General features: G+C 68.2%; 17 protein-coding genes and 1 pseudogene. 6 read left to right on the plus strand and 12 right to left on the minus strand.

Translation table 11 applies throughout. The features are described 5' to 3' along the window. Positions 1–120 precede the first annotated feature (120 nt). Both PE066_RS08550 and PE066_RS08555 read right to left on the minus strand, forming a co-directional pair. Complete coding sequence (locus PE066_RS08550; RefSeq protein WP_271236127.1) at positions 121–1,080, minus strand: Bug family tripartite tricarboxylate transporter substrate binding protein; 960 nt, start codon at positions 1,078–1,080, stop codon at positions 121–123. 26 nt (positions 1,081–1,106) lie between these two features. Next, entirely contained in the window at positions 1,107–1,511 is a 405-nt protein-coding gene (locus PE066_RS08555) for a RidA family protein (RefSeq protein ID WP_271236128.1), read from the minus strand. 93 nt (positions 1,512–1,604) lie between these two features. Between PE066_RS08555 and PE066_RS08560 the strand changes: the two genes are divergently transcribed. Beyond that, the gene (locus tag PE066_RS08560; RefSeq protein WP_271236129.1) at positions 1,605–2,369 is read left to right on the plus strand and encodes a GntR family transcriptional regulator; all 765 of its coding nucleotides are present in this window, start codon (positions 1,605–1,607) and stop codon (positions 2,367–2,369) included. 439 nt (positions 2,370–2,808) lie between these two features. Here the strand turns inward: PE066_RS08560 and PE066_RS08565 are convergent. From PE066_RS08565 to PE066_RS08600, 8 genes and pseudogenes are all read right to left on the minus strand, one after another. Next, positions 2,809–3,012: pseudogene (locus PE066_RS08565) on the minus strand (IS5/IS1182 family transposase); the annotation flags it as partial. A 206-nt stretch (positions 3,013–3,218) separates the two neighbouring features. Next, the gene (locus PE066_RS08570; protein WP_271236130.1) at positions 3,219–3,395 is read right to left on the minus strand and encodes a hypothetical protein; all 177 of its coding nucleotides are present in this window, start codon (positions 3,393–3,395) and stop codon (positions 3,219–3,221) included. Then, a complete protein-coding gene (gene badI / locus PE066_RS08575; protein ID WP_271236131.1) occupies positions 3,392–4,174 on the minus strand; it encodes a 2-ketocyclohexanecarboxyl-CoA hydrolase in 783 nt (260 codons plus the stop codon). Before badI ends, PE066_RS08570 begins: the two co-directional genes overlap by 4 nt. A 25-nt stretch (positions 4,175–4,199) precedes the next feature. Further along, a complete protein-coding gene (locus PE066_RS08580; RefSeq protein ID WP_271236132.1) occupies positions 4,200–5,963 on the minus strand; it encodes an FAD-dependent oxidoreductase in 1,764 nt (587 codons plus the stop codon). A gap of 10 nt (positions 5,964–5,973) precedes the next feature. Continuing rightward, positions 5,974–7,317, minus strand: coding sequence for a TRAP transporter large permease (locus tag PE066_RS08585; protein WP_271236133.1), 1,344 nt, complete (start codon positions 7,315–7,317; stop codon positions 5,974–5,976). Further along, a complete protein-coding gene (locus tag PE066_RS08590) occupies positions 7,317–7,748 on the minus strand; it encodes a TRAP transporter small permease subunit (RefSeq protein WP_271236134.1) in 432 nt (143 codons plus the stop codon). The genes PE066_RS08585 and PE066_RS08590 overlap by 1 nt, the downstream gene beginning before the upstream one ends. Before the next feature lie 183 nt (positions 7,749–7,931). After that, positions 7,932–8,990: a TRAP transporter substrate-binding protein gene (locus tag PE066_RS08595; RefSeq protein WP_271236135.1), complete on the minus strand. Its 1,059-nt coding sequence runs from the start codon at positions 8,988–8,990 to the stop codon at positions 7,932–7,934. A 121-nt stretch (positions 8,991–9,111) separates the two neighbouring features. Next, positions 9,112–9,879: an enoyl-CoA hydratase/isomerase family protein gene (locus PE066_RS08600; protein WP_271236136.1), complete on the minus strand. Its 768-nt coding sequence runs from the start codon at positions 9,877–9,879 to the stop codon at positions 9,112–9,114. Positions 9,880–10,002: 123 nt separating this feature from the next. On the opposite strand from PE066_RS08600, the gene PE066_RS08605 reads away from it, so the two are divergent. The 5 genes from PE066_RS08605 to PE066_RS08625 are packed head-to-tail and all read left to right on the plus strand — an operon-like array spanning position 10,003 to position 17,455. Beyond that, positions 10,003–11,355 (plus strand): phenylacetate--CoA ligase family protein, encoded by a 1,353-nt coding sequence (locus PE066_RS08605; RefSeq protein WP_271236137.1) that lies wholly within the window; start codon positions 10,003–10,005, stop codon positions 11,353–11,355. Then, positions 11,352–12,935 (plus strand): acyl-CoA carboxylase subunit beta, encoded by a 1,584-nt coding sequence (locus PE066_RS08610; protein ID WP_271236138.1) that lies wholly within the window; start codon positions 11,352–11,354, stop codon positions 12,933–12,935. The genes PE066_RS08605 and PE066_RS08610 overlap by 4 nt, the downstream gene beginning before the upstream one ends. Positions 12,936–12,946: 11 nt before the next feature. Continuing rightward, a complete protein-coding gene (locus PE066_RS08615; RefSeq protein ID WP_271236139.1) occupies positions 12,947–14,938 on the plus strand; it encodes an ATP-binding protein in 1,992 nt (663 codons plus the stop codon). 16 nt (positions 14,939–14,954) lie between these two features. Beyond that, positions 14,955–15,941 (plus strand): hydroxymethylglutaryl-CoA lyase, encoded by a 987-nt coding sequence (locus PE066_RS08620; protein WP_271236140.1) that lies wholly within the window; start codon positions 14,955–14,957, stop codon positions 15,939–15,941. Beyond that, positions 15,938–17,455: a class I adenylate-forming enzyme family protein gene (locus PE066_RS08625; protein ID WP_271236141.1), complete on the plus strand. Its 1,518-nt coding sequence runs from the start codon at positions 15,938–15,940 to the stop codon at positions 17,453–17,455. Before PE066_RS08620 ends, PE066_RS08625 begins: the two co-directional genes overlap by 4 nt. Position 17,456: 1 nt before the next feature. Here the strand turns inward: PE066_RS08625 and PE066_RS08630 are convergent, their stop codons facing one another. After that, positions 17,457–18,053 carry a TetR/AcrR family transcriptional regulator gene (locus PE066_RS08630; protein WP_271236142.1) on the minus strand — a complete coding sequence of 199 codons (597 nt, stop codon included), beginning with the start codon at positions 18,051–18,053 and terminating at the stop codon, positions 17,457–17,459. 4 nt (positions 18,054–18,057) lie between these two features. After that, a complete protein-coding gene (locus PE066_RS08635; protein ID WP_271236143.1) occupies positions 18,058–18,873 on the minus strand; it encodes an enoyl-CoA hydratase-related protein in 816 nt (271 codons plus the stop codon). Positions 18,874–19,078: the final 205 nt, after the last annotated feature.

The raw sequence follows: 19,078 nt of genomic DNA on the forward strand, positions 1-19,078 counted from the left end.
GCCATTCCATGTTTTCGTGTAGGCGGGGCGGCGCGGCCAATGCGCCGCGGAGATCCACCCTGTGAGGTTGCGTAGCCGTCGTCCAGCGAGCCCGCTGCGAGCGGGCTCGCTGGCGACTCGCTATTCCATGCGAACGTTCGCGAAGGCGATGGCGTCGGCGAAGCGCTTGCTCTCCTGCGCCATGAACTCGGCGAAGGCTTCCGACGTGGAAGGCGTCGGCTTGACGCCGAGATCCGTCAGCTTCTTGGCGATCTCGGGCTTCCTGAGGGCGCTGGTGATGGCGGTGTTCAGCGTACTGCGGATCGCTGCGGGCGTTTCCGCGCGCACCAGGATGCCGAACCAGGATTTCGACTGGAACGGCACTCCCGTCGCCTCTTCGAACGTGGGGACGTCAGGCAGGTTCGGGTCTCTCTTGTCGGTGGCGATGGCGAGCGCTCGGATCTTGCTGTCCTTGGCAAAGGGGATCACGACCGGCAGGTCATTGAGCATGCTGTCGAGGCGGCCGGCGATGATGTCCTGCAGGCCTTCGTTGCCCTTGTAGGGGATATGCGTCGCCGTGAAGCCGTAGAGCTTCTTCATGCGCTCGAATCCGAGATGGCCCGAGCTCGCGTTGCCGAACGATCCGTACGACATGTTGGCGCCATTGGCCTTGGAGTGGGCGATGAACTCCTTGGCGGTCTTGTGGGGCGATCCGATCGGGCTGATCAGCACATGCGCGGATTCGGCCAGGCCGGTGATGGGCACGAACGCCGTCTGCGGGTTGTACGGCAGCTTCGACATCAGCTGGGCCGAGATGAGGAAACTCGCGGCGTTCACGAACAGCGTGTGTCCATCCGCCGGAGCGGCAGCGGTGTAGGCCGCGCCGATGGTGGTGCTCGCGCCGGGCTTGTACTCGATGACCACCGGTTGCTTGAGCGTCTGGCTCATGTCGTCGCCGATGGCTCGGACGATGGGCTCCAGCGTGCTGCCCGGTGCGTAGGGCACGACGATGCGGATCGGCTTGGTCGGGAACTGGGCGGCAGCGATGCCGCTCACCAGGGCCAGGGCCACGCCAACCAGTTGCTTGGTGAATACCTTCATTGCTTTCCTTCCGGGGAGTTGGGCATTCACTTGGAAGTGCTGCCGCCGATGTAGCCGCAGCAGTTGATTTCCACCCGCATCGGGGGGTTCGCCTTCGGGCTGCCGACCCGCACCGCCTGGATCAGCGTGGAGCAGGGGAAGTCCCCGGAGAAGAACTCGCGCCGCGCACGCCAGATCTCCTGGTTGTCGTCGAGATCGATCACGAAGATCTGCATCGTCATGATGTCGTCCATGGCCCCGCCAGCCGCCTGGATGAGGGAGCGGATGTCCGCAAAGATCCCGCGCGCCTGGTCGTACGTCGTGGCGCCCTCCCGAACCATCCCCGAAATGTGGAAGTGCCCGCCCTGGGCCACCTTCATGTTCGACCACGTCTGGGGCGGCGGTGCGGGGACGTCCGATGCTTCGGGCACGTTGATCACGGTGTAGCTCATGCTGTCTCCTCTTGTAAAGATTCCAACTTTACAGGATTTTCCAACATCGGCAAATTTTCCTGGTCCGGGCGTTTGGGTGGCAAGATTCGCGGCATGACTTCTTCCGCAAGCCCCCTGGACGCCGGACGGCGCACGACCGCCACCTCCGCGGACGAGGTCGAGCAGCGCCTTTCGACCGACATCTGCTCCGGACGGCTGGAACCGGGGGCCAAACTCGCATTCGGAATGCTCAGGGAGCGCTACGGCGTGGGGATCAGCCCGTTGCGCGAGGCGCTGCAAAGGCTGGTGTCGCAGAACCTCGTCATCGCCGAGAGCCACATCGGCTTCCGGGTGGCCCCCCTCAGCCTGGACGAGCTGCAGGACGTCCACGGCCTGCGCAAGCAGCTGTGCTCGGACGCGCTGCGCAATTCGATCGCCAATGGCTCCATCGCCTGGGAGGCCCAGGTTCTCGCGGCCAGCCACGCCCTCGGACGAATGCCGATTCCAAACGACCCCTATGGCGAGGACGCGGACCGATGGGAAGAGTCGCACCGGCAGCTTCACTGGTCCCTGATTAGCGCGTGTCGCTCGAAATGGCTGCTGCAGTTTTGCCGGATGCTCGACGCCCAGTACATCCGCTACCGCCGCATCGTGCTCGCTCGGAACTGGCATTCGAAGAACTTCAGCGAGCGCATCCACAGGGAGCACACCGCGCTGATCGATGCCACCATCAACCGGCATGCCGACCTGGCGGTCAAGTTGCTTGTGGCTCACTTCGACGGCAACGCGCAGGACCTCCTGCGCCTGATGCAGGAGCAACTCAGCCCTGGACCTGCGCGGACGCCGAAGAAGGCCGGGCGGCTCGCAACAGCGAAGTGAAGCGGCCTGGAGGGCCTTGGAGGGCGCCGGTCACCGCCCGCTGCAGGAACTCCACGCGGCCGACGGCTTTCTCACCGGTTCAGCGCAAACGCTAGGCGCAGGCCTCTACTCGACGGCTGGCCCCCGGGGCACAGCTGTGCGCGTGAAACAGAGTCCTTAACTGAGGCGTCATGAAACCCGCGCCAGTTCTAGGTATGCCGTCGAACCGTCAGGTCAGGTCGCTTTACTGATGGAACTGAGGTCCCGCCAGCCAGTTGCGAAGGTGCGCTTTTTCCAGAACAGAGTCGTTAACAGCTGGAACTACGGCAAGAAAACGACGCAAATTAGTGTTCTGAGAGGACAAACGGCAGAGGGCATTCAGCCTTCCCTTGGGGCACCCGCAAGCGCCAGCGCACTCAACATCCTAACGCAGCTCTTATGCAGCCTCTGCCGAGGGGTTCTCATCGTCCAGTGCCTGCAGGTACTCGCGCACCGCGCGCGTGGGCGCCTCCCCTTCGGACCATCGTGCCGCTTCGCCAGCCGGTACTCCACGCGCCCGGCTCGCATCGACCTTGATGACGCTGGCGTCGATGGCAAACCCCTCGCCGCCGACCATCCCCTCCTTCATGCAGCGACGCAGCACCGACTCAAAGACGTGCCGGAACCCCTTTCTCTGTGCTCTGACTGGCGCGCTAGCTGCGGCATGCCCAAGCCGCCTCCCAGCCCCGGCGTCCCCACGCCGGGGGACATGCGCGTGAAGTTCGACGGGCGCGGCTTCGTCGTCGTATCCAGCACGCCGGACCAGCTCGCCCCAGCGCATCCGCGGCGACATCACCCGCTATATCAAGGTGGCCACGGACGCGAAGATCCCTACCGCTGCAGGTCCAGCCGCTGCTCGATCTTGCCTCGCATGTCCGCAGCCGCAGCTGTAGCTGCAGTTGCGCGGGTCCATGCGCTGGCGTCGAACTCGTCGGCGATCGCGAGCATGTAGCTCGACACGCACCGCTCACGCTGGGCGGTTTTTCCAGTTCCGGGGCCGGCCTTCACTTGGCGTATTTGCGGAACTGCGGCTTCCGCTTCTCCTGCAGCGCGCGCACGCCTTCGCGCGATTCCTCGGTGTCGTAGTACAGCTTCAGCGCGTACATGCCCATGCCGGCGATCCCCGCCTGGTGCGCGGTGTCCATGTTGAAGCTGCGCTTGGCGATGGCAATAGCCGAGGGGCTGCGCTCGCAGATCTCCTCCGCCCACTGCTGCACCGTGGCGTCCAACTCCTCGTGCGGCACGCAGATGTTGGCCAGACCCATCGCCATCGCTTCCCGGCCGCTGTAGCGGCGGCACAGGTACCAGATCTCGCGCGCCTTCTTCTCGCCCACAATGCGGGCGAGGAATGCCGTGCCGTAGCCAGGGTCCACTGAGCCCATCTTCGGCCCCACTTGGCCGAAGACCGCCTTCTCGGAGCAGATGGTCAGGTCGCAGAGCGTGGCCAGCACGTTGCCGCCGCCGATGGCATAGCCCTGCACCCGCGCGATGACGGGCTTGGGCACGTCGCGGATAGCCTGGTGCAATTCCTCCATCGGCAAGCCGATGGTGCCGCGGCCATCGTAATTGCCGTCGTGCGCCGACTGGTCGCCGCCGGTGCAGAAGGCCCGGTCGCCGGCGCCCGCCAGCACGATGGCGCCGATCTCCCGGTCGTAGCCGGCCTTGTGCAGCGCGCGGATCAGTTCGTTGCAGGTGGTGCCGCGGAAGGCATTCATCTTCTCCGGACGGTTAATCGTGATCCACGCAACGCCGTTGCGGATTTCGTAGAGGAGATCCTGGTAGGTCATGGGCACCTTGCTTGGAGATGGAGATCTAGGCGGATGGGAAGGGCTGCTCGTGTTGCGCTGCCGGCGCTGCAGTGGCTTCTGCGTCGAGCCGGCCGGCCAGCGCCAGGCCGGCAACGTAGCCGAAGGTGAGCGCGGGGCCGAGCGTGATGCCCGCGCCGGGGTAGTTGCCCCCCATAACGCTGGCGGCATCGTTGCCTACTGCGTACAGGCCCGGCACGGGCATCCCCTGGCGCGTGAGAACCCGGCACCGAGCATCGGTCTGCAGCCCGGCGAAGGTGCCAATGTCGCCAATGACCAGTTTCACCGCATAGAAGGGGCCGTGGGCGATGGGGGCCATGCACGGATTCGGCTGCACCAGCGCGTCGCCCTGGTAGCGGTTGTAGGCCGTGCTGCCCTTGCCGAAGCGACAGTCCACGCCCTGGCGCGCGTCTTCGTTGAATGCGGCGACTTCCTCGGTCAGTGCCTCGGGCGGCACGCCGATGGACTGGGCCAGCGCCGCAAGCGTGGCGCCCCGGCGCAGGTAGCCGTTGCGCAGGTACTTGCCGATTGGCAGCGGCGCCTTGGCCACCGTGCCCACCCCGTAGCCGCGCAGGTGCCGATGGTCGCAGACCAACCAGCAGCTCACCTCGCCCAGCCCGCGGGCGCGCGCCGCCTTCACCAGTTCCTGCACGAAGTCGTGGTACGAGTTGGCCTCGTTGGCGAAGCGCTTGCCATCCGCCAACACGGCGATCACCCCGGGCTTGGCCCGGTCGATGAAGTGCGGCATCACGCCCGTGCTGCCACCGGGACGGGCCACGATCGAGGTCGGACACCATGCCGCCGCATTCGGAATCGTCGGGTCCACCCAGCCGCCCGCCGATTCCCCCAGGCGCAGGCCATCGCCCGTGTTGTGAGGGGGCGAGGGGCTGAAGTGCTCGCGCCCGGTGGGCGCGTGCGGAAAGAGCTGACAACGTCGTTCGACATCGTGCGGGAAGCCGCCTGCCGCGAGCACCACCCCGCGGCGCGCGCGGACCTCCACTTCGCGCCCTTCGCGCAGCACCACCGCGCCGCCTACGATGCCGTCCTGCTGCAGCAGACGCTGCACAGGCGATGCCAGCCACACGGGAATTCCCAGGTCCATGCCGGCCTTGGCCAGCCGCCCGGCCAGCGCGTTGCCGTTGGTCAGAGTCATGCCGCGACCGTGGCGCAGCACTTCGAGGAAGTGGCGGCCGAAGCGGCGGGCCACGTAGAGGAGCGATTCCGCTGATTGAAACGCCCGCAGGAAATGCCAGAGCTCCTTGCCAGACCCCAGCATCATGCCGAAGACCGTGAGCTCCGGAATGGGCGGCGCCAGCGACTCGATGCGATGACCCAGCTCCCTGGCGTCGAAGGGCCGAGTCACCATCGAGCGACCGCCCTGCGCGCCCCCCGGTGCCTCGGCATGGTAGTCCGGGAAGACAGGGGGCATGTCGAACTGCAAGCATGTGCGCTGCGTGAAGAAGTCGATGGCCTCGGGTCCGTAGCGCAGGAACGCATCCACCCGCGCCGCATCGAAATGGGTGCCGGCCTCATGTCGCAAATAGCGGCGAGCGGCGCCCTCGGGCTCGTGCAAGCCCTGCTCGCGGGCGAGACGCGTGCCCGGGATCCAGAGCCAGCCGCCCGAGCGGGCGGTCGTGCCGCCATACAGCGGCGCCTTCTCGGCCACCAACACTTCCAGTCCATGGGCCGCGGCGGTGACCGCCGCGGACATGCCGGAAGCGCCACTTCCGACTACCAGCACGTCGACGTCAACGCTTCCATTCTCGGCCATCCCGATTCTCCTAGCCAAGCAGCAACTGCGGCAGCCAGAGCGCCAGCTGCGGAAACACGATGACCAGCACGAGCCCGACGATCTGCAGTGCGACGAAGGGCACGATGCCGGCGTAGATGGTCCGCGTGGGAAGGTCCGGGGGTGCCACGCCCCGGATATAGAAGAGCGCGTACCCGAAAGGCGGTGTGAGGAAGGAGGTCTGCAGGTTGACCGCGAATAGGATGGCGAACCACAGCAGCACCTGGTCGGAGGGAATGCCGAAGTCCAGACCCGCAATGATGGGCGCGATGATCGGCATCACGATGAACGTGATCTCCACCCAGTCGAGGAACATCCCCAACACGAAGAGGAAGACCATGACGACCGTCAGCACCCAGTAAGGCGAGGCGCTGCCGTCGGTCACCCCCAGGTAGTCGGCAATCATCGCGTCGCCCCCGAGCTTGCGGAAGATCACGCTGAACACCGTGGCCCCAATCATGACGAACATGATCATCGCCGTCGTGCGGGTGGTCTCCCGCAAGGTGTCCACGAACACCGCCCACGTCAACTCCCGGGAGATGAGCGCCAGCAGGAAGGCGCCCGCTGCACCCAGTCCCGCTGCCTCGGTGGGCGTGGCCACGCCCACGATGATGCTGCCCAGCACGAGCACGATTAGCACCGCAGGCGCCACCAGGTCGCGCAGCAGTTGCACCATGACCCGGCCTGGCCTCAGCCGTTCGCTGGGGGGCAGCGGCGGCATCGCATGCGGGTGGAACAGCGCCAGCCACGCGAGGTACAACAGGTACAGCACCCCGAGCAGCAGCCCCGGCACCAGCGCACCGGCGAACAGGTCGCCGACCGAGATGCGCATCTGGTCTCCCAGCACCACCAGCATGATGCTGGGGGGGATCAGGATGCCCAGCGTCCCGGTTGCGGCGATTACCCCCGTCGACAGGCGGGGGTCGTAACGGTTCTTCAGCATGGCCGGCAGGGCCAGCACCCCCATCAGCGTGACCGAGGCGCCGATGATGCCGGTGGAAGCGGCCATCACGATGCCGATAATCGTCACCGCGAAGGCGTAGCCGCCCGGCAAGGATCCCATCAGGCCTGCCATGGAACGCAGCAGGCGCTGGGCGATGCCGGACTTCTCCAGCATCAGCCCCATGAACACGAAGAGCGGCACGGCGATCAACAGCCAGTTGCTCAGGATGCCGGAGAAGGTCCGGGAGACGCCAGTGGAGAGGAAGACTAGGGGCACGTCGGCCACGAACGCCGTGAGCACGCCGATGCCGGCGAGCACGAAAGCCACGGGGTAGCCGGTGAAGATTCCCAGCAGCAGAACCCCGCACATGGCCAGGGGTGCGGCGTATTCCATCAAATCCTCCTGCCCGCCACCATGGCGGCGGCGATGCGCAGCGCCCGCGCCACACCATAGAGGGCCAGCAGCGCAAAGCCTAGGGGCATGACCGACTTGATGATCCAGAGGTCCACCAAGCCGCCGTAGCTGGAGCCCTCGCCGGTGTTCCACGCGTTCAGCGCAAACTTCCAGGAGAACCAGGTCATGACGATCGCGAACGGCACCAGCAGCAGCAAGTCACCGAACATGGTGATTAGCTCTCGCGTGCGCTCGGGCAGCCGCGCCGAGAGAAAGTCCACGCAGACGTGGCCTTTCTCGTGCAGCGTGTAGGCGCCGCCGAGCATCACCATGACGGCGAACAGGTGCCACTGCAGGTCGTTCAGCCCGCTCAGCGAGAGTTCCGTGTTGAACAGCGGGATCGGCTGCTCCCACTGCAGCAGAACGCTCATGCGCAGCTGCGCGAACGGCACGCCCAAGCACACGCTCACGACTAGGACGGGAACCGTCCAGCATGCGATGCGTCCGACCCAGGCGCAGAAGCGCTCCAAGCCCGCCAGTGTCTTGTCCATTGCGAATCCCCGGTTACCAAGCGGGCCGCCGCAGCGGCCCGCTTCGTCAGGCAGCACGTAGGGTTAGCTGCCGGCCTTCGGCAGCGCCTGCAACTCGATCCAGCGGCCGTTGCGCTTGATGTAGGCGGTGAGCGACTGGTAGGCCTCCTTGAACAGGGGATCCTTGGCGGCCTCGGCCTGCATCACCTCGTGCGAGGCCTTCTGCAGCGCCGCGAGCACCGAGTCCGGGAAGCGGCGGATCTTCACGCCCGCGGCCTCGATCTTCTCCAGCGCGTCCACCTGCGCGCCCATCTGGTCGGCCGCGTTGAAGGCGATGTTGGCGTAGCAGGCCTCGGTCATCGCCTGCTGCTGGCGCGGCGTGAACTTCTTCCACACGTCCATGTTGATGATGATGCTGTTCCAGCTGGCGGGCTGGTGCCATCCCGGGAAGTAGTAGAACTTGGCGATTTTCTGCAGCCCGAGGCCCAGGTCCAGCTGCGGCGCCGAGAACTCAGTCGCCTCGATGCGCCCCCGCTCCAGCGACACGTAGATTTCGCCTGACGGCACCAGCTGCACGCTTGCCCCCAACTTCTCCATTGCCTTGGCGCCCAGGCCTGCAATGCGCATCTTCAGTCCCTTGATGTCGTCAGGGCTGTTGATCTCCTTGTTGAACCAGCCCCCCGCCTCCGGCACTACCAGGTGGCAGGGCAGCACCTTCACGTTGTGCGGCGTGTAGGCCTTCTGTAGGATCTCCAGGCCGCCGCCATTGAACATCCAACCGAGGAACAGCTCCGGGTTGGCACCGAAGGGCATGGAGCCGATCAGGTTGGCCACGGGGATCTTGCTGGACCAATAGCCCACCCAGTCGTAGCCCATGGGCAACGCGCCGCTGGATACGGCGCCGAACAGCTCCAGCGGCGGCACGACCTCGCCGGCGCCCAAGACCTTGATGCGCACTTCGTTGTTGGTCATGAGCGCCACGCGCTCGGCCCATTTCACCGGGCTGGGGCCGATTGAAGGCACCTGCAGGCCGAACACGCTCTGCAGGTCGTAGGTCTTGGCTTGGGCCCAGGCACTGGAGGGCGCACCCACGGCAACTGCCAGGGCGGCAGCGGCTGCAACGCGCTTGAGGATCTGTTTCATGGTCGTCTCCATCGTTCGGTGGTCTTGCAGGGAAGGCATTGCGCCCGTTCCCTCATGTTAAATCGGACGGTTGTCCGTCTGCACGCGACATGCTCGGGGATTACCCTAGAGCACGTCCTCCTCAGCGAGCCTGGTACACCGGCGCGCGCTTCTGCGCGAAGGCGCGGATGCCCTCGTGAGCATCTTCGGACAGCAGCACGCGCGCGAAGGCGGCGCGCTCGGCGGCCAGTGCATCCTGCAGTTCCACGAAGCGCGGGCGTCGCAGCAGTTCCGTGCAGGCGCGCAGCGCCAGCGGGGCGCGTGTCGCGATTTGCTGCGCCAGCGCGAGCGCCCGCGGTAGCAGCGCCTCGAAGGCGATCACCTCGCTCACGAGGCCGGCCTGCAGCGCCCGCTGCGCGTCGATCGCCTGGCCGGTGAGGATCATCTCCGCCGCCAGGGCGGCCGGCACGGTGCGCGGCAGCCGCGTGCAGCCGCCGCCGCCCGCAAGGACGCCCACCGTGATCTCCGGCAGGCCGAAGCTCGCGTTGCTGGAGGCCAGCCGCAAGTCGCAGGCCAGCGCCAGTTCCAACCCGCCGCCCAGCGCGGCACCGTTGATCGCGGCGACGAGTGGCTTGGAAGTCTCGTGGCGGTGGGTGGCACCGCAGAACTGCGGATCGTCGCGGCCCTCGGCGATGTTGCGCCGCAGGTGCGGCAGCAGTTCGGGAATGTCGGCGCCAGCGCAGAACGCCTTGTCGCCCGCGCCGGTGAGGACGATGCAACGCACGTCGTCGTCCTGCTCGAGCGCGGCGAGCGCCTCGCCCATGGCGCGGTCGGTTGCCGGATCGATCGCGTTGGATTTGTGGGGCCGGTCGATGGTGACCAGCGCCACGCCGGGGACGGGGCGGGTCACGGCTACGCCTGTCGTCATGAAGAGGAGCCTCCGTTTCGCGGGCCGGCTTGTTGCAAGCCCTTGCGGCTATGATAGCATTAACCGGACGGACGACCGCTCGCTTATCGTCGCGACCAGGAGACCATGAACACCCCACCCACCTTCAGCGCGATCGAAACGCAGCCCTTGGACGCCATCCAGGCGCAGCAGCTCGAACTGCTGCACCGCCAGCTGGCGTACCTGGCGGCGCACTCCACGCTGTACCAGCGCAAGATGGCGCAGGCCGGAATCGACCTCGCGTCCATCCGCACGCTGGCCGACCTGGCGAGGGTGCCCTTCACGTCCAAGCAGGAGCTGCGCGACAGCCTGGCCGCGGCACCGCTGCTGGGGCTGCACCGCGCCGCGCCCGCGCAGGACATCGTGCAGGTGCAGGCCTCCTCCGGCACCACCGGCAGCCCTGCGTACGTGGGCCTCACGCGCGCTGACCGCGCATCGTGGGCCGAGGTGACGGGCCGCGGCCTGTACGCCTGCGGCGTGCGTCCGCACGACCTGGTGCTGCACGCCTTCTCGATGAGCAAAGGCTTCGTGGGCGGCGTGCCGATCTACCAGGGCGTGGAGCGCGTGGGCGCTGTGGACATCCCGATCGGCGCGGATGGCGGCGCCGACCGCCTGCTGCTGGCCGCACGCGATGCCCGCCCGCGCTGCATCGTGGGCACGCCCAACTTCCTGCTGTACCTGGCGAGCCTGGCACCGGATGTGACCGGCATGCCTGCCACCGCGCTGGGCGTCAAACGCCTCATCGTGGGCGGCGAGCCGGGCGGCGGCAACCCCGCCATCCGCCAGGCACTGCAGCAGGCCTGGGGCGCCACGTGCTGCGAGCTCATGGGCGGCACTGACCTGGGCTGCGTGTACTGGGCCGAGGCGGACGACCAGCGAGGGATGTACTTCGTGGGCCCCGACTACATCCTGGCCGAACTGATCGACCCCGCCAGCGGCGAGCCCGTCGCCTGGTCCGAGGGCGCGACCGGCGAGCTGGTCTACACCTCGCTGCAGCGCGAAGCGTCACCCGTACTGCGTTTCCGCTCGGGCGACCACGTCACCGTGACGGCCATGGGCGGCCCGGGCGGTCGCAGCACGCCGGCCATCCGCTGCTTCGGGCGCACCGACGACATGCTGATCGTGCGCGGCGTCAACATCTTCCCCTCCGCCGTTCAGGACGTCGTGTCCGCCATGGTGCCGCTGGTGGGCGGCGCGGTGCGCGTGCTGGCCGACTTCGAGGGCCACACCACGCAGGGCAACCTGAAGCTCCTGGTGGAACGCGCACCCGGCGCGGACGCCGCGCAGAATGCGGAAGTGGCCCGCCAGGTGGAGGCTCGTGTGCGCAACGCGCTGTCCGTGAAGCCGGAGGTGCGCATGGTGCGCCACGGCTTCTTCGCCGCCCCCGGGGCGCAGAAGGTCGCCCTGACCCTGCGCAAGATGCCGGACCTCGACGCATGAGCGCCATGAACGACACCGAAGCGAACCAACAGGCCTACGGGCAACTGCTGCAGGAACTGCTGGAGGCGCGACGCCAAGCGTGGCAGGGCGGCAGCGCCGAAGCGCGCGAGAAGCACCGCAAGCGCGGACGCCTGCTGGTGCGCGAACGCATCGAACTGCTGCTGGACGAAGGATCGCCCTTCCTGGAAATCGGCGAACTCGCCGGCGAAGGGCTCTACGAGGGCGTCGCCCCGGGTGCCGGGATCGTGACCGGCGTGGGCATGGTGCATGGCCGCGCCTGCATGGTGATTGCCAACGATCCCACGGTGAAAGGCGGCACCTACTTCGGCATGACCTGCCGCAAGCACGTGCGGGCCCAGCGCTTCGCCCTGCAGCACCGCCTGCCGTGCGTGACGCTGGTGGACAGCGGCGGGGCGTTCCTGCCCGACCAAGCCAACATCTTCCCCGACGAAGGGCTGTTCGGCAGCATCTTCCAGAACCAGGTGGACATGTCGGCCCAGGGCATTGCGCAGATTGCCGTGGTGCTCGGCGCGTGCACGGCCGGCGGCGCCTACATCCCGGCCCTGTGCGACGAGATCGTGATCGTGCGGGGCAAGGGGTTCCTATTCCTGGGCGGGCCGCAGCTGGTGCAGGCCGCCACCGGCGAGGTGGTAGACGCCGAGCGCCTGGGCGGCGCCGACATGCACAGCCGCCTGAGCGGCGTGGTCGACCACGTGGCCGAGGACGACGGCCATGCCATGGCCATTGCGCGGCGGCTGGTGGACGAGCTGCCGGCCATGCCGGCGCCAATGCGCGAGCGCGCTCCGGTGCAGGAACCCGCCCGCCCCGTCACCGACATCTACGGGCTCGTCAGCGCCAATCCGAAGAAGCCCACGCCCACGCGCGAGGTGCTGCGCTGCCTGCTCGATGCCGGGGAGCTGACCGAATTCAAGGCCGACTACGGCCCGACGCTCATCACCGGCTTCGCGCGCATCGGCGGCTGGCAGGTGGGCGTGCTGGCCAACGACGGCGTTCTGTTCACGGAAAGCGCCGCCAAGGCCACCCACTTCATCGATCTGTGCGTCAAGCGCGACGTGCCGCTGCTGTTCCTGGCGGACGTGGCGGGGTTCATGGTGGGGCTGGACGCCGAGCAGGGCGGCATCGCCAAGGCCGGTGCGCGCTTCATCACCGCTATGGCTTCGGCCCGGGTGCCAAAGTTCACGATCATTACGGGCGGCGCCTACGGTGCCGGCTATCTCGCGATGTGCGGGCGGGCCTTCCGGCCCAACGCCATGTTCATGTGGCCGAACGGCCGCGCGGCCATCATGGGTCCGGAACAGGCGGCCACCACCCTGGGGCTGGTGAAGCGGCAGAACCTGCAGGCGCAGGGCCGCGATTGGAGCGCCGACGAGGAGGAAGCATTCAAGGCGCCGATTCGGAGCCAGTACGAGAGCTTCGCCGCGGCCCGCAACTTCGCACGCCACCTGTGGGTGGACGGCATCCTCGACCCCGCCGAGACGCGGCAGGCTCTGGCGCTGCTGCTCGACCTCGCCGCCCGGGTGCCCAGCCCGCAGACGCAGTTCGGCGTCTTCCGCATGTAATGGAGACCGCCATGTACAAGAAGATCCTGGTCGCCAACCGCGGCGAGATCGCCTGCCGGATGGCACGCACCTTCCGCCGCCTGGGCGCGGGCGTGGCGACCGTGCACTCGAGCGCCGACGCCCAGGCGCTGCACGTGCGCGAGATCGGCGAATCGGTGCTGATCGGGGAAGGGCCGGCGCGCCAGAGTTACCTTGACATCGAGGCCGTGGTTCGCGCCGCGCAACGCGTGGGCGCGGATGCCATCCACCCGGGCTTCGGCTTCCTCTCGGAAAACCCCGAGCTCGCGCGCCGCTGTGCCGCCGCGGGCCTCGCCTTCATCGGTCCGGCGCCCGAGACCCTGGAGTTATTCGGCGACAAGGCCCGGGCCAAGGCGCTGGCGCAGCAGCTGGGCATCCCCACCGCCGGTGGCCTGCTCGAAGCGAGCGACGATCCCCAGACGGTCCTGCGTGCCATTGAGGCCCTGCCCCCGCCCTGCATCGTCAAGGCGGTAGCGGGCGGCGGCGGCAAGGGCATGCGCGTGTTGCGCAGCCGCGAGCATGCCGCCGAGGCCGTGGCCGCCGCCATCCGCGAAGGACGCTCCTCCTTCGGCGATGGCCGCGTGATCGTGGAGCGCTACCTGAGCCGTCCGCGCCACGTGGAGGTGCAGATCCTGGGCGACGGCCGCGGGGGCGTGATCCACTTGGGCGACCGCGAATGCTCGCTGCAGCGGCGTCACCAGAAGGTGGTGGAGGAAGCGCCCGCCGCCAGCGTGCCGCTGGCGCTTCGCGAGCGGCTGTGGGCCCATGCCGTGGCGCTCGGCGAGGCCACGCAGTACCTGGGCCTGGGGACGGTGGAATTCGCGGTGACGGACGAAGGCGCCGTGTTCCTGGAGGTCAACCCGCGGTTGCAGGTGGAGCACCCGGTCACCGAATGCGTGACTGGGCTGGACCTGGTGGAACTGCAGGTACGCACCGTCTGTGAACGCCGCCTGCCGCTGCGCCAGCCGGAGGTGCCGGCGCTGCGCGGTCACGCGGTGCAGGCCCGGCTCTATGCCGAAGACCCCGAGCAGGGCTTCCTGCCTTCCACCGGCACCATCCACGTCTTCGAGGCCGGACCGGGCGTGCGCGTCGATGCCGGCGTGGTGGCGGGCAACGAGATCAGCCCGCACTACGACCCGATGATCGCCAAGCTGATCGCGCACGGCACCACGCGGCAGGAAGCACTGGACGCGCTGCGCCATGCGCTGCAGGCCACCACGCTGCTGGGCGTGACCAGCAACCGCGGCTTCCTTCTAGAGCTGCTGGCCGAACCGCTGGTGCAGGCCAACGCCGTCCACACCGAGACCATCGACGAATGGCTGGCGGCGCGCGGCACCCCGGCGCCGGAGAGCCGGCACGTGGCGGCGGCCCTCGCGCTGTGGCGGCTGGCGAACCAGCCGCCGGCGCCGGCGGGCGCCTGGGGCGATCCCGACCTGGCTGGCTGGCGCATGCACCGTGGCCACGCCGACATCCCGGTGACGCTGCGCTACCAGGTTAGCACCCCCACCGCGTCGTGGCGCATCGGCTTCGGCGCGCCCGCTGAAGGCGGCGCCTGGCAGGTGCGGGTGGACGACCAGGTGCACCGCGTGAGCGTGCAGCCCCTCGCCGACGGGCACGCGCACCGGGTGGACGTGGATGGCTCTACCTGGATCGTGGCGGCGGTCTCCCTGCCGCGGCGGCTGTGGGCGCAACTGGGTGCGACGCAGCTGGCCTTGGACGTCGCGCCGCTGCATGCCTCCGGCTCCGCCGGCGGGCCATCCCGCGCGGGCGCCATCGTTGCGCCGATGATGGGCTTGGTGATCGCGGTGCATGCCGAGCCTGGGCAGGCGGTGGTGGCGGGACAGACGCTCGCCACCCTGGAATCCATGAAGATGGAAATGTCCATCGCCGCGCCGGCCGCGGGCGTCGTCGACTGGGTCGGCTGCGCGTCCGGCACCAAGGTGGAACGCAACCAGGAGGTGTTCCGCCTTGCACCTGCCGCCTGAAACAGAGACGAGCAGCATGACGAATTTCCCCCGACGCATAGAGATCCGCGAGGAAGGCCCGCGCGAAGGCTTCCAGATCGAGCCGCCCGGCTTCACCGTGGCGCAGCGCGCCGAGCTTGTGGAGGCGCTAGCCGGGACGGGGTTGCGGCAGATCCAGGTGGCATCGTTCGTCAATCCGGCGCGGGTGCCGCAGATGGCGGATGCGCCCGAGTTGTTCCGCGCCATCCGCAAGCGGCCGGGCGTGCGCTACACCGCGCTCTGGCTGAATGCGAACGGCTTCCAGCGCGCGGCCTCGGTACCCGAAGTGGACCTGGAAGGCTCGCTCTACTTCTACGCCACCGACGCCTTCTGCCGGATGAACAACAACGCCTCGGCCGAGGCGCACGCCGAGGCGCAGCGCGAATGGGTGCAGCGCTATCACGAACGCGGCCTGCCGGTGGAGACCGCCTACCTGATGACGGCCTTCGGCTGCAACTTCGAAGGCGAAGTGCCGCTGCCGCGCCTGCGGCAGGCGCTGCAGCAGATGGCGCGGGTGCAGGACGAGACTAGCGTGCGGCTGCAACGCGTGGTTCTCGCTGACACCGTGGGCTGGGCCAATCCCGAGTCGGTGCGGGAGCGCGTGGGCCTGGCACGCGAAATGTTTCCGGACGCACGCATCGGCCTGCACCTGCACGACACACGGGGGCTCGGCCTGGCCAACGCCTACGCAGCCCTGAAGGAAGGCGTCGACCTGTTCGATTCCTCAGTGGCGGGGCTGGGCGGCTGCCCGTTCTCGGGCCACGTGGACCACGCGGCCGCCGGCAACATCTGCACCGAGGACCTCGTGTTCCTGTGCCACGAGCTGAACATCGAAACCGGGGTCGACCTGGAGCGCCTGGTGGAGGCGGCGCGGCTGGCCCAGCGCATCATCGGACGCCGCCTCAACGGCCGCCTGATGCACAGTGGCAGCCTGGCCGCCCTGCGGGCGGCGAAGAACGGATCCCCCACGCAGGAGACACCATGAATGCCTTGCCGCCCGTCGCCCGGCTGGACCTGACCGACCTCTTCCTGAAACAGGTGCGCATACAGCCCGACGCACCGGCGGTGTGCGACGCCCGCCAAGTCGTCACCTACCGCGAGTTGGAAGCACGCGTGCAGCGCTGGCACACGCTGCTGGCACAGCGCGGCCTGCAGCGCGGGCAGCGGCTGGCGCTCTGGTCCGAGAACCGGAACGAGTACCTCGAGCTGCAGCTCGCCGCCGCGCGCATGGGACTGATCGTAGCGTGCCTGAACTGGCGGCTGCAGGGCGACGAGCAACTGCATTGCATTCGGCTGGTGCGGCCCGCCTTGGTGGTGGTGTCAGACCGCTACCGGCCGGCACTGCAGGCGCTGCCACTGGAGGACGTGCCGGTCCTGGCACTGGACGGAGCCAAGGAGGAACTGCAGGGACTGCCACCTACGCCGCCGCAGGGCACTGCCATTGACCCGGAGTCCGGTTTCCTGATCCTCTACACCAGCGGCACCACCGGCCTGCCCAAGGGCGCGCTGGTGAGTCAACGCGCCATGGTGGCCCGGGCGCAGGCCTTCATTGCCGAATACGGGTTGCGGCGCGAGGACGGCTTTATCGCCTGGTCCCCTTTCTTCCACATGGCCGCCACCGACCACGCGCTGGCCACCCTACTGCTCGGCGCGCAGGTCCACGTGCAGGACGGCTTTTCCGCCCCGGAGATATGCCGCACGCTGGAGGAGGCCCGCATCGGATGGCTGCTGGCCATGCCCGGCGTGATCGAACCGCTCATCGCGGAGTTGCGCAGCCGGCCGCACGCGCTGCAGGGCGTGCGCATGGTGGGCGCGATGGCCGACCTCGTGCCGCGCCAGCAGGTGGCGGAACTCACCACGCTGCTGCAGGCGCCCTACCTCAACACCTTCGGCTCCACGGAAACCGGCCTCGCGCCCGCTTCCGGGCACCTGCTGCCCGTAGGCGAGCCCCCGGCGACGCTGGCCAAGCGCGAGTTCGGCTGGTGCCGCATCCGGCTGGTGGACCTGGACGGCCGCGACGTGCCGGACGGCACGCCAGGCCACATGCTGGTGCGCGGCCCGAGCGTCTTCTCGGGCTACTGGGAGGGCGACGGCTACGACGCCAGCGAGCTCGCCGACGGCTGGTTCCACATGGGCGACACCTTCGTGCGCCGCCTGGACGGATCGCTCGATTTCGTGGACCGCAGCAAGTACCTGATCAAGACCGGCGGCGAGAACGTCTACCCGGCCGAGATCGAACGCGTGCTGCTGTCGCACCCCGACGTGGCCGAGGTGGCGGTGGTGCGGCGTCCGGACGCTCGCTGGGGCGAAGTTCCTGTCGCCTTTGTAGCGCTGAAGGAAGGCGAACCTTCCGCCGAAGCGCTGCAGGCCTGGTGCCGCGAGCGGCTGGCCGGCTACAAGGTCCCGCGGGAGGTGCGCTTCCTGGAGGCGGCGGCTTTCCCACGCAACAGCACGGGCAAGATCCAGAAGAACCAGATTGAAGCGCTGCTCGCGCGGTGAGTCATTCACCGGCGCGCAGCATGCGCGCCACCATCGCCTGGTAGAGGCGCACCAGCCGCTCCTGCGACAGGTCACCGTCCGGTCGGTACCAAACGCTCACGCCGGTCAGCAGTGCCAGCAGGGCCTTGGAAGTCACCGGCACCTTCTCCACCTTCCACAGGCCGCGCTTCTTGCCCTGGGAAAGAATGTCGCGCAGCTGCCTCTCGTACGTCTTGCGCAGCGCGGCCACCCGCGCATACTGCTCCGGCGAGAGGCTGCGCAGCTCCATGTTGCCGATGAACACCTCTTCCCGGCGCGCCGTGTGCCACGTGATGTGGAAGCGCACGAAGCGCTCCATGGCCTCCGCCGGCCCCTCCACGCCGGCCATGTACGCGGCGAAGTCCGCCAGCAGTTCCTGCATGATGCTTTCGAGCAGCACCGCCAGGAACTCCTGCTTCTGCGGGATGTAGTTGTAGAGCGAGCCCAGGCTCAGGCCCACGTCCGCGGCGAGGTCCCGCAGGTTCATGGCCTCGAAGCCGTGGCGGTAGATGCGCTGGATGGCCGCCGCGCGGATCGCGCGCATAGTGTCGGCGCCCTTGACGCCTACGGGCCTCGCCATGGAACTAACCCGCTGCAGCCGGATGCTGCTGTACCGGCGTCACGCGCCAGGGCGGCACGCTGCGCTCGAGGAAAGCGCGGAACCCTTCGGCGGCTTCCCCGCCGCTCCAGGCGGTCACCAACGCATCCACCGCGAGCGCTTCGCGATGAGCGTCGGGCGCCTGGGCCTCCACCGCGCGCAGCAGGGACTTGGTCTGGCGCTGAGCGCCACTCGCGGAGCCAAGGAGTTGGGCGAGCAGTCCGCGCACCTCCGCTTCCAGCGCACCCGGTGCAGCAACGTGGGTGACCAGGCCGATTTCTCGCGCCCGCTGGACGTCCACGGTTTCGCCCGCCAGCGCCAGCTGGACGGCCCGGCGTGCACCGAGGGCAGCCACCATGTAGGGCGAGATCGCCGCGGGAACGATCCCGAGCCGGTTCTCACTAAGTGCGAACCGGGCATCGGCTGCCGCCACTACGAAATCCGCGCAGCACACCAGCCCCATGCCGCCGCCCATCGCGGTGCCTTGCACCTGGGCCACTAGGGGCTGGGGGAGTGCATGGACCGCGCGGTACATGCCCGCGACCTGCATGGCGTGGACGCGCTTTTCCTCCGGCGAGGCGGCGAGCACCCGCTTCATCCATTCAATGTCGCCGCCGGCGCAGAAATGCGTGCCCGCACCGCCCAGGACGACGATCCGGACCGAGGCGTCCGCCGCCGCCTCCTCAAAAGCCAGCCGCAGCTCTTCGAGCAATGCGGCGTCGAAAGCGTTGCGAACCTGGGGCCGGTGGAGGGTGATGCGCAGAACGCCGTCGGAAGAGCGCGTGCGAAGGAGCGTCGACATGCGGCCATTATACGGACACCCGTACGTTTACTCGGCCGGCCAGCGACAGACTTAGGCCGAAGACACGACGTCGTCCAAGGCCCGAGCGGACAGGTGCAGGATGCGGCGGCTTCGCGCGCTCTGGAAAAAGTACCCTATTTGACGCGCCTTGCCGTACGACATCGGCCACGCTGGCGAAATGCTCACTCGCACACCCTCGCGCGAA

Source organism: Ramlibacter tataouinensis, from assembly GCF_027941915.1.
GTDB classification, from domain to species: Bacteria; Pseudomonadota; Gammaproteobacteria; order Burkholderiales; family Burkholderiaceae_C; genus Ramlibacter; species Ramlibacter tataouinensis_C.

Coding starts and splice junctions, on each gene's coding strand:
- PE066_RS08550 (WP_271236127.1), bottom strand. CDS start 1,080: ATGAAGGTATTCACCAAGCAACTGGTTGGCGTGGCCCTGGCCCTGGTG.
- PE066_RS08555 (WP_271236128.1), bottom strand. CDS start 1,511: ATGAGCTACACCGTGATCAACGTGCCCGAAGCATCGGACGTCCCCGCA.
- PE066_RS08560 (WP_271236129.1), top strand. CDS start 1,605: ATGACTTCTTCCGCAAGCCCCCTGGACGCCGGACGGCGCACGACCGCC.
- badI (WP_271236131.1), bottom strand. CDS start 4,174: ATGACCTACCAGGATCTCCTCTACGAAATCCGCAACGGCGTTGCGTGG.
- PE066_RS08580 (WP_271236132.1), bottom strand. CDS start 5,963: ATGGCCGAGAATGGAAGCGTTGACGTCGACGTGCTGGTAGTCGGAAGT.
- PE066_RS08585 (WP_271236133.1), bottom strand. CDS start 7,317: ATGGAATACGCCGCACCCCTGGCCATGTGCGGGGTTCTGCTGCTGGGA.
- PE066_RS08590 (WP_271236134.1), bottom strand. CDS start 7,748: ATGAGCGTTCTGCTGCAGTGGGAGCAGCCGATCCCGCTGTTCAACACG.
- PE066_RS08595 (WP_271236135.1), bottom strand. CDS start 8,990: ATGAAACAGATCCTCAAGCGCGTTGCAGCCGCTGCCGCCCTGGCAGTT.
- PE066_RS08605 (WP_271236137.1), top strand. CDS start 10,003: ATGAACACCCCACCCACCTTCAGCGCGATCGAAACGCAGCCCTTGGAC.
- PE066_RS08610 (WP_271236138.1), top strand. CDS start 11,352: ATGAGCGCCATGAACGACACCGAAGCGAACCAACAGGCCTACGGGCAA.
- PE066_RS08615 (WP_271236139.1), top strand. CDS start 12,947: ATGTACAAGAAGATCCTGGTCGCCAACCGCGGCGAGATCGCCTGCCGG.
- PE066_RS08620 (WP_271236140.1), top strand. CDS start 14,955: ATGACGAATTTCCCCCGACGCATAGAGATCCGCGAGGAAGGCCCGCGC.
- PE066_RS08625 (WP_271236141.1), top strand. CDS start 15,938: ATGAATGCCTTGCCGCCCGTCGCCCGGCTGGACCTGACCGACCTCTTC.
- PE066_RS08630 (WP_271236142.1), bottom strand. CDS start 18,053: ATGGCGAGGCCCGTAGGCGTCAAGGGCGCCGACACTATGCGCGCGATC.
- PE066_RS08635 (WP_271236143.1), bottom strand. CDS start 18,873: ATGTCGACGCTCCTTCGCACGCGCTCTTCCGACGGCGTTCTGCGCATC.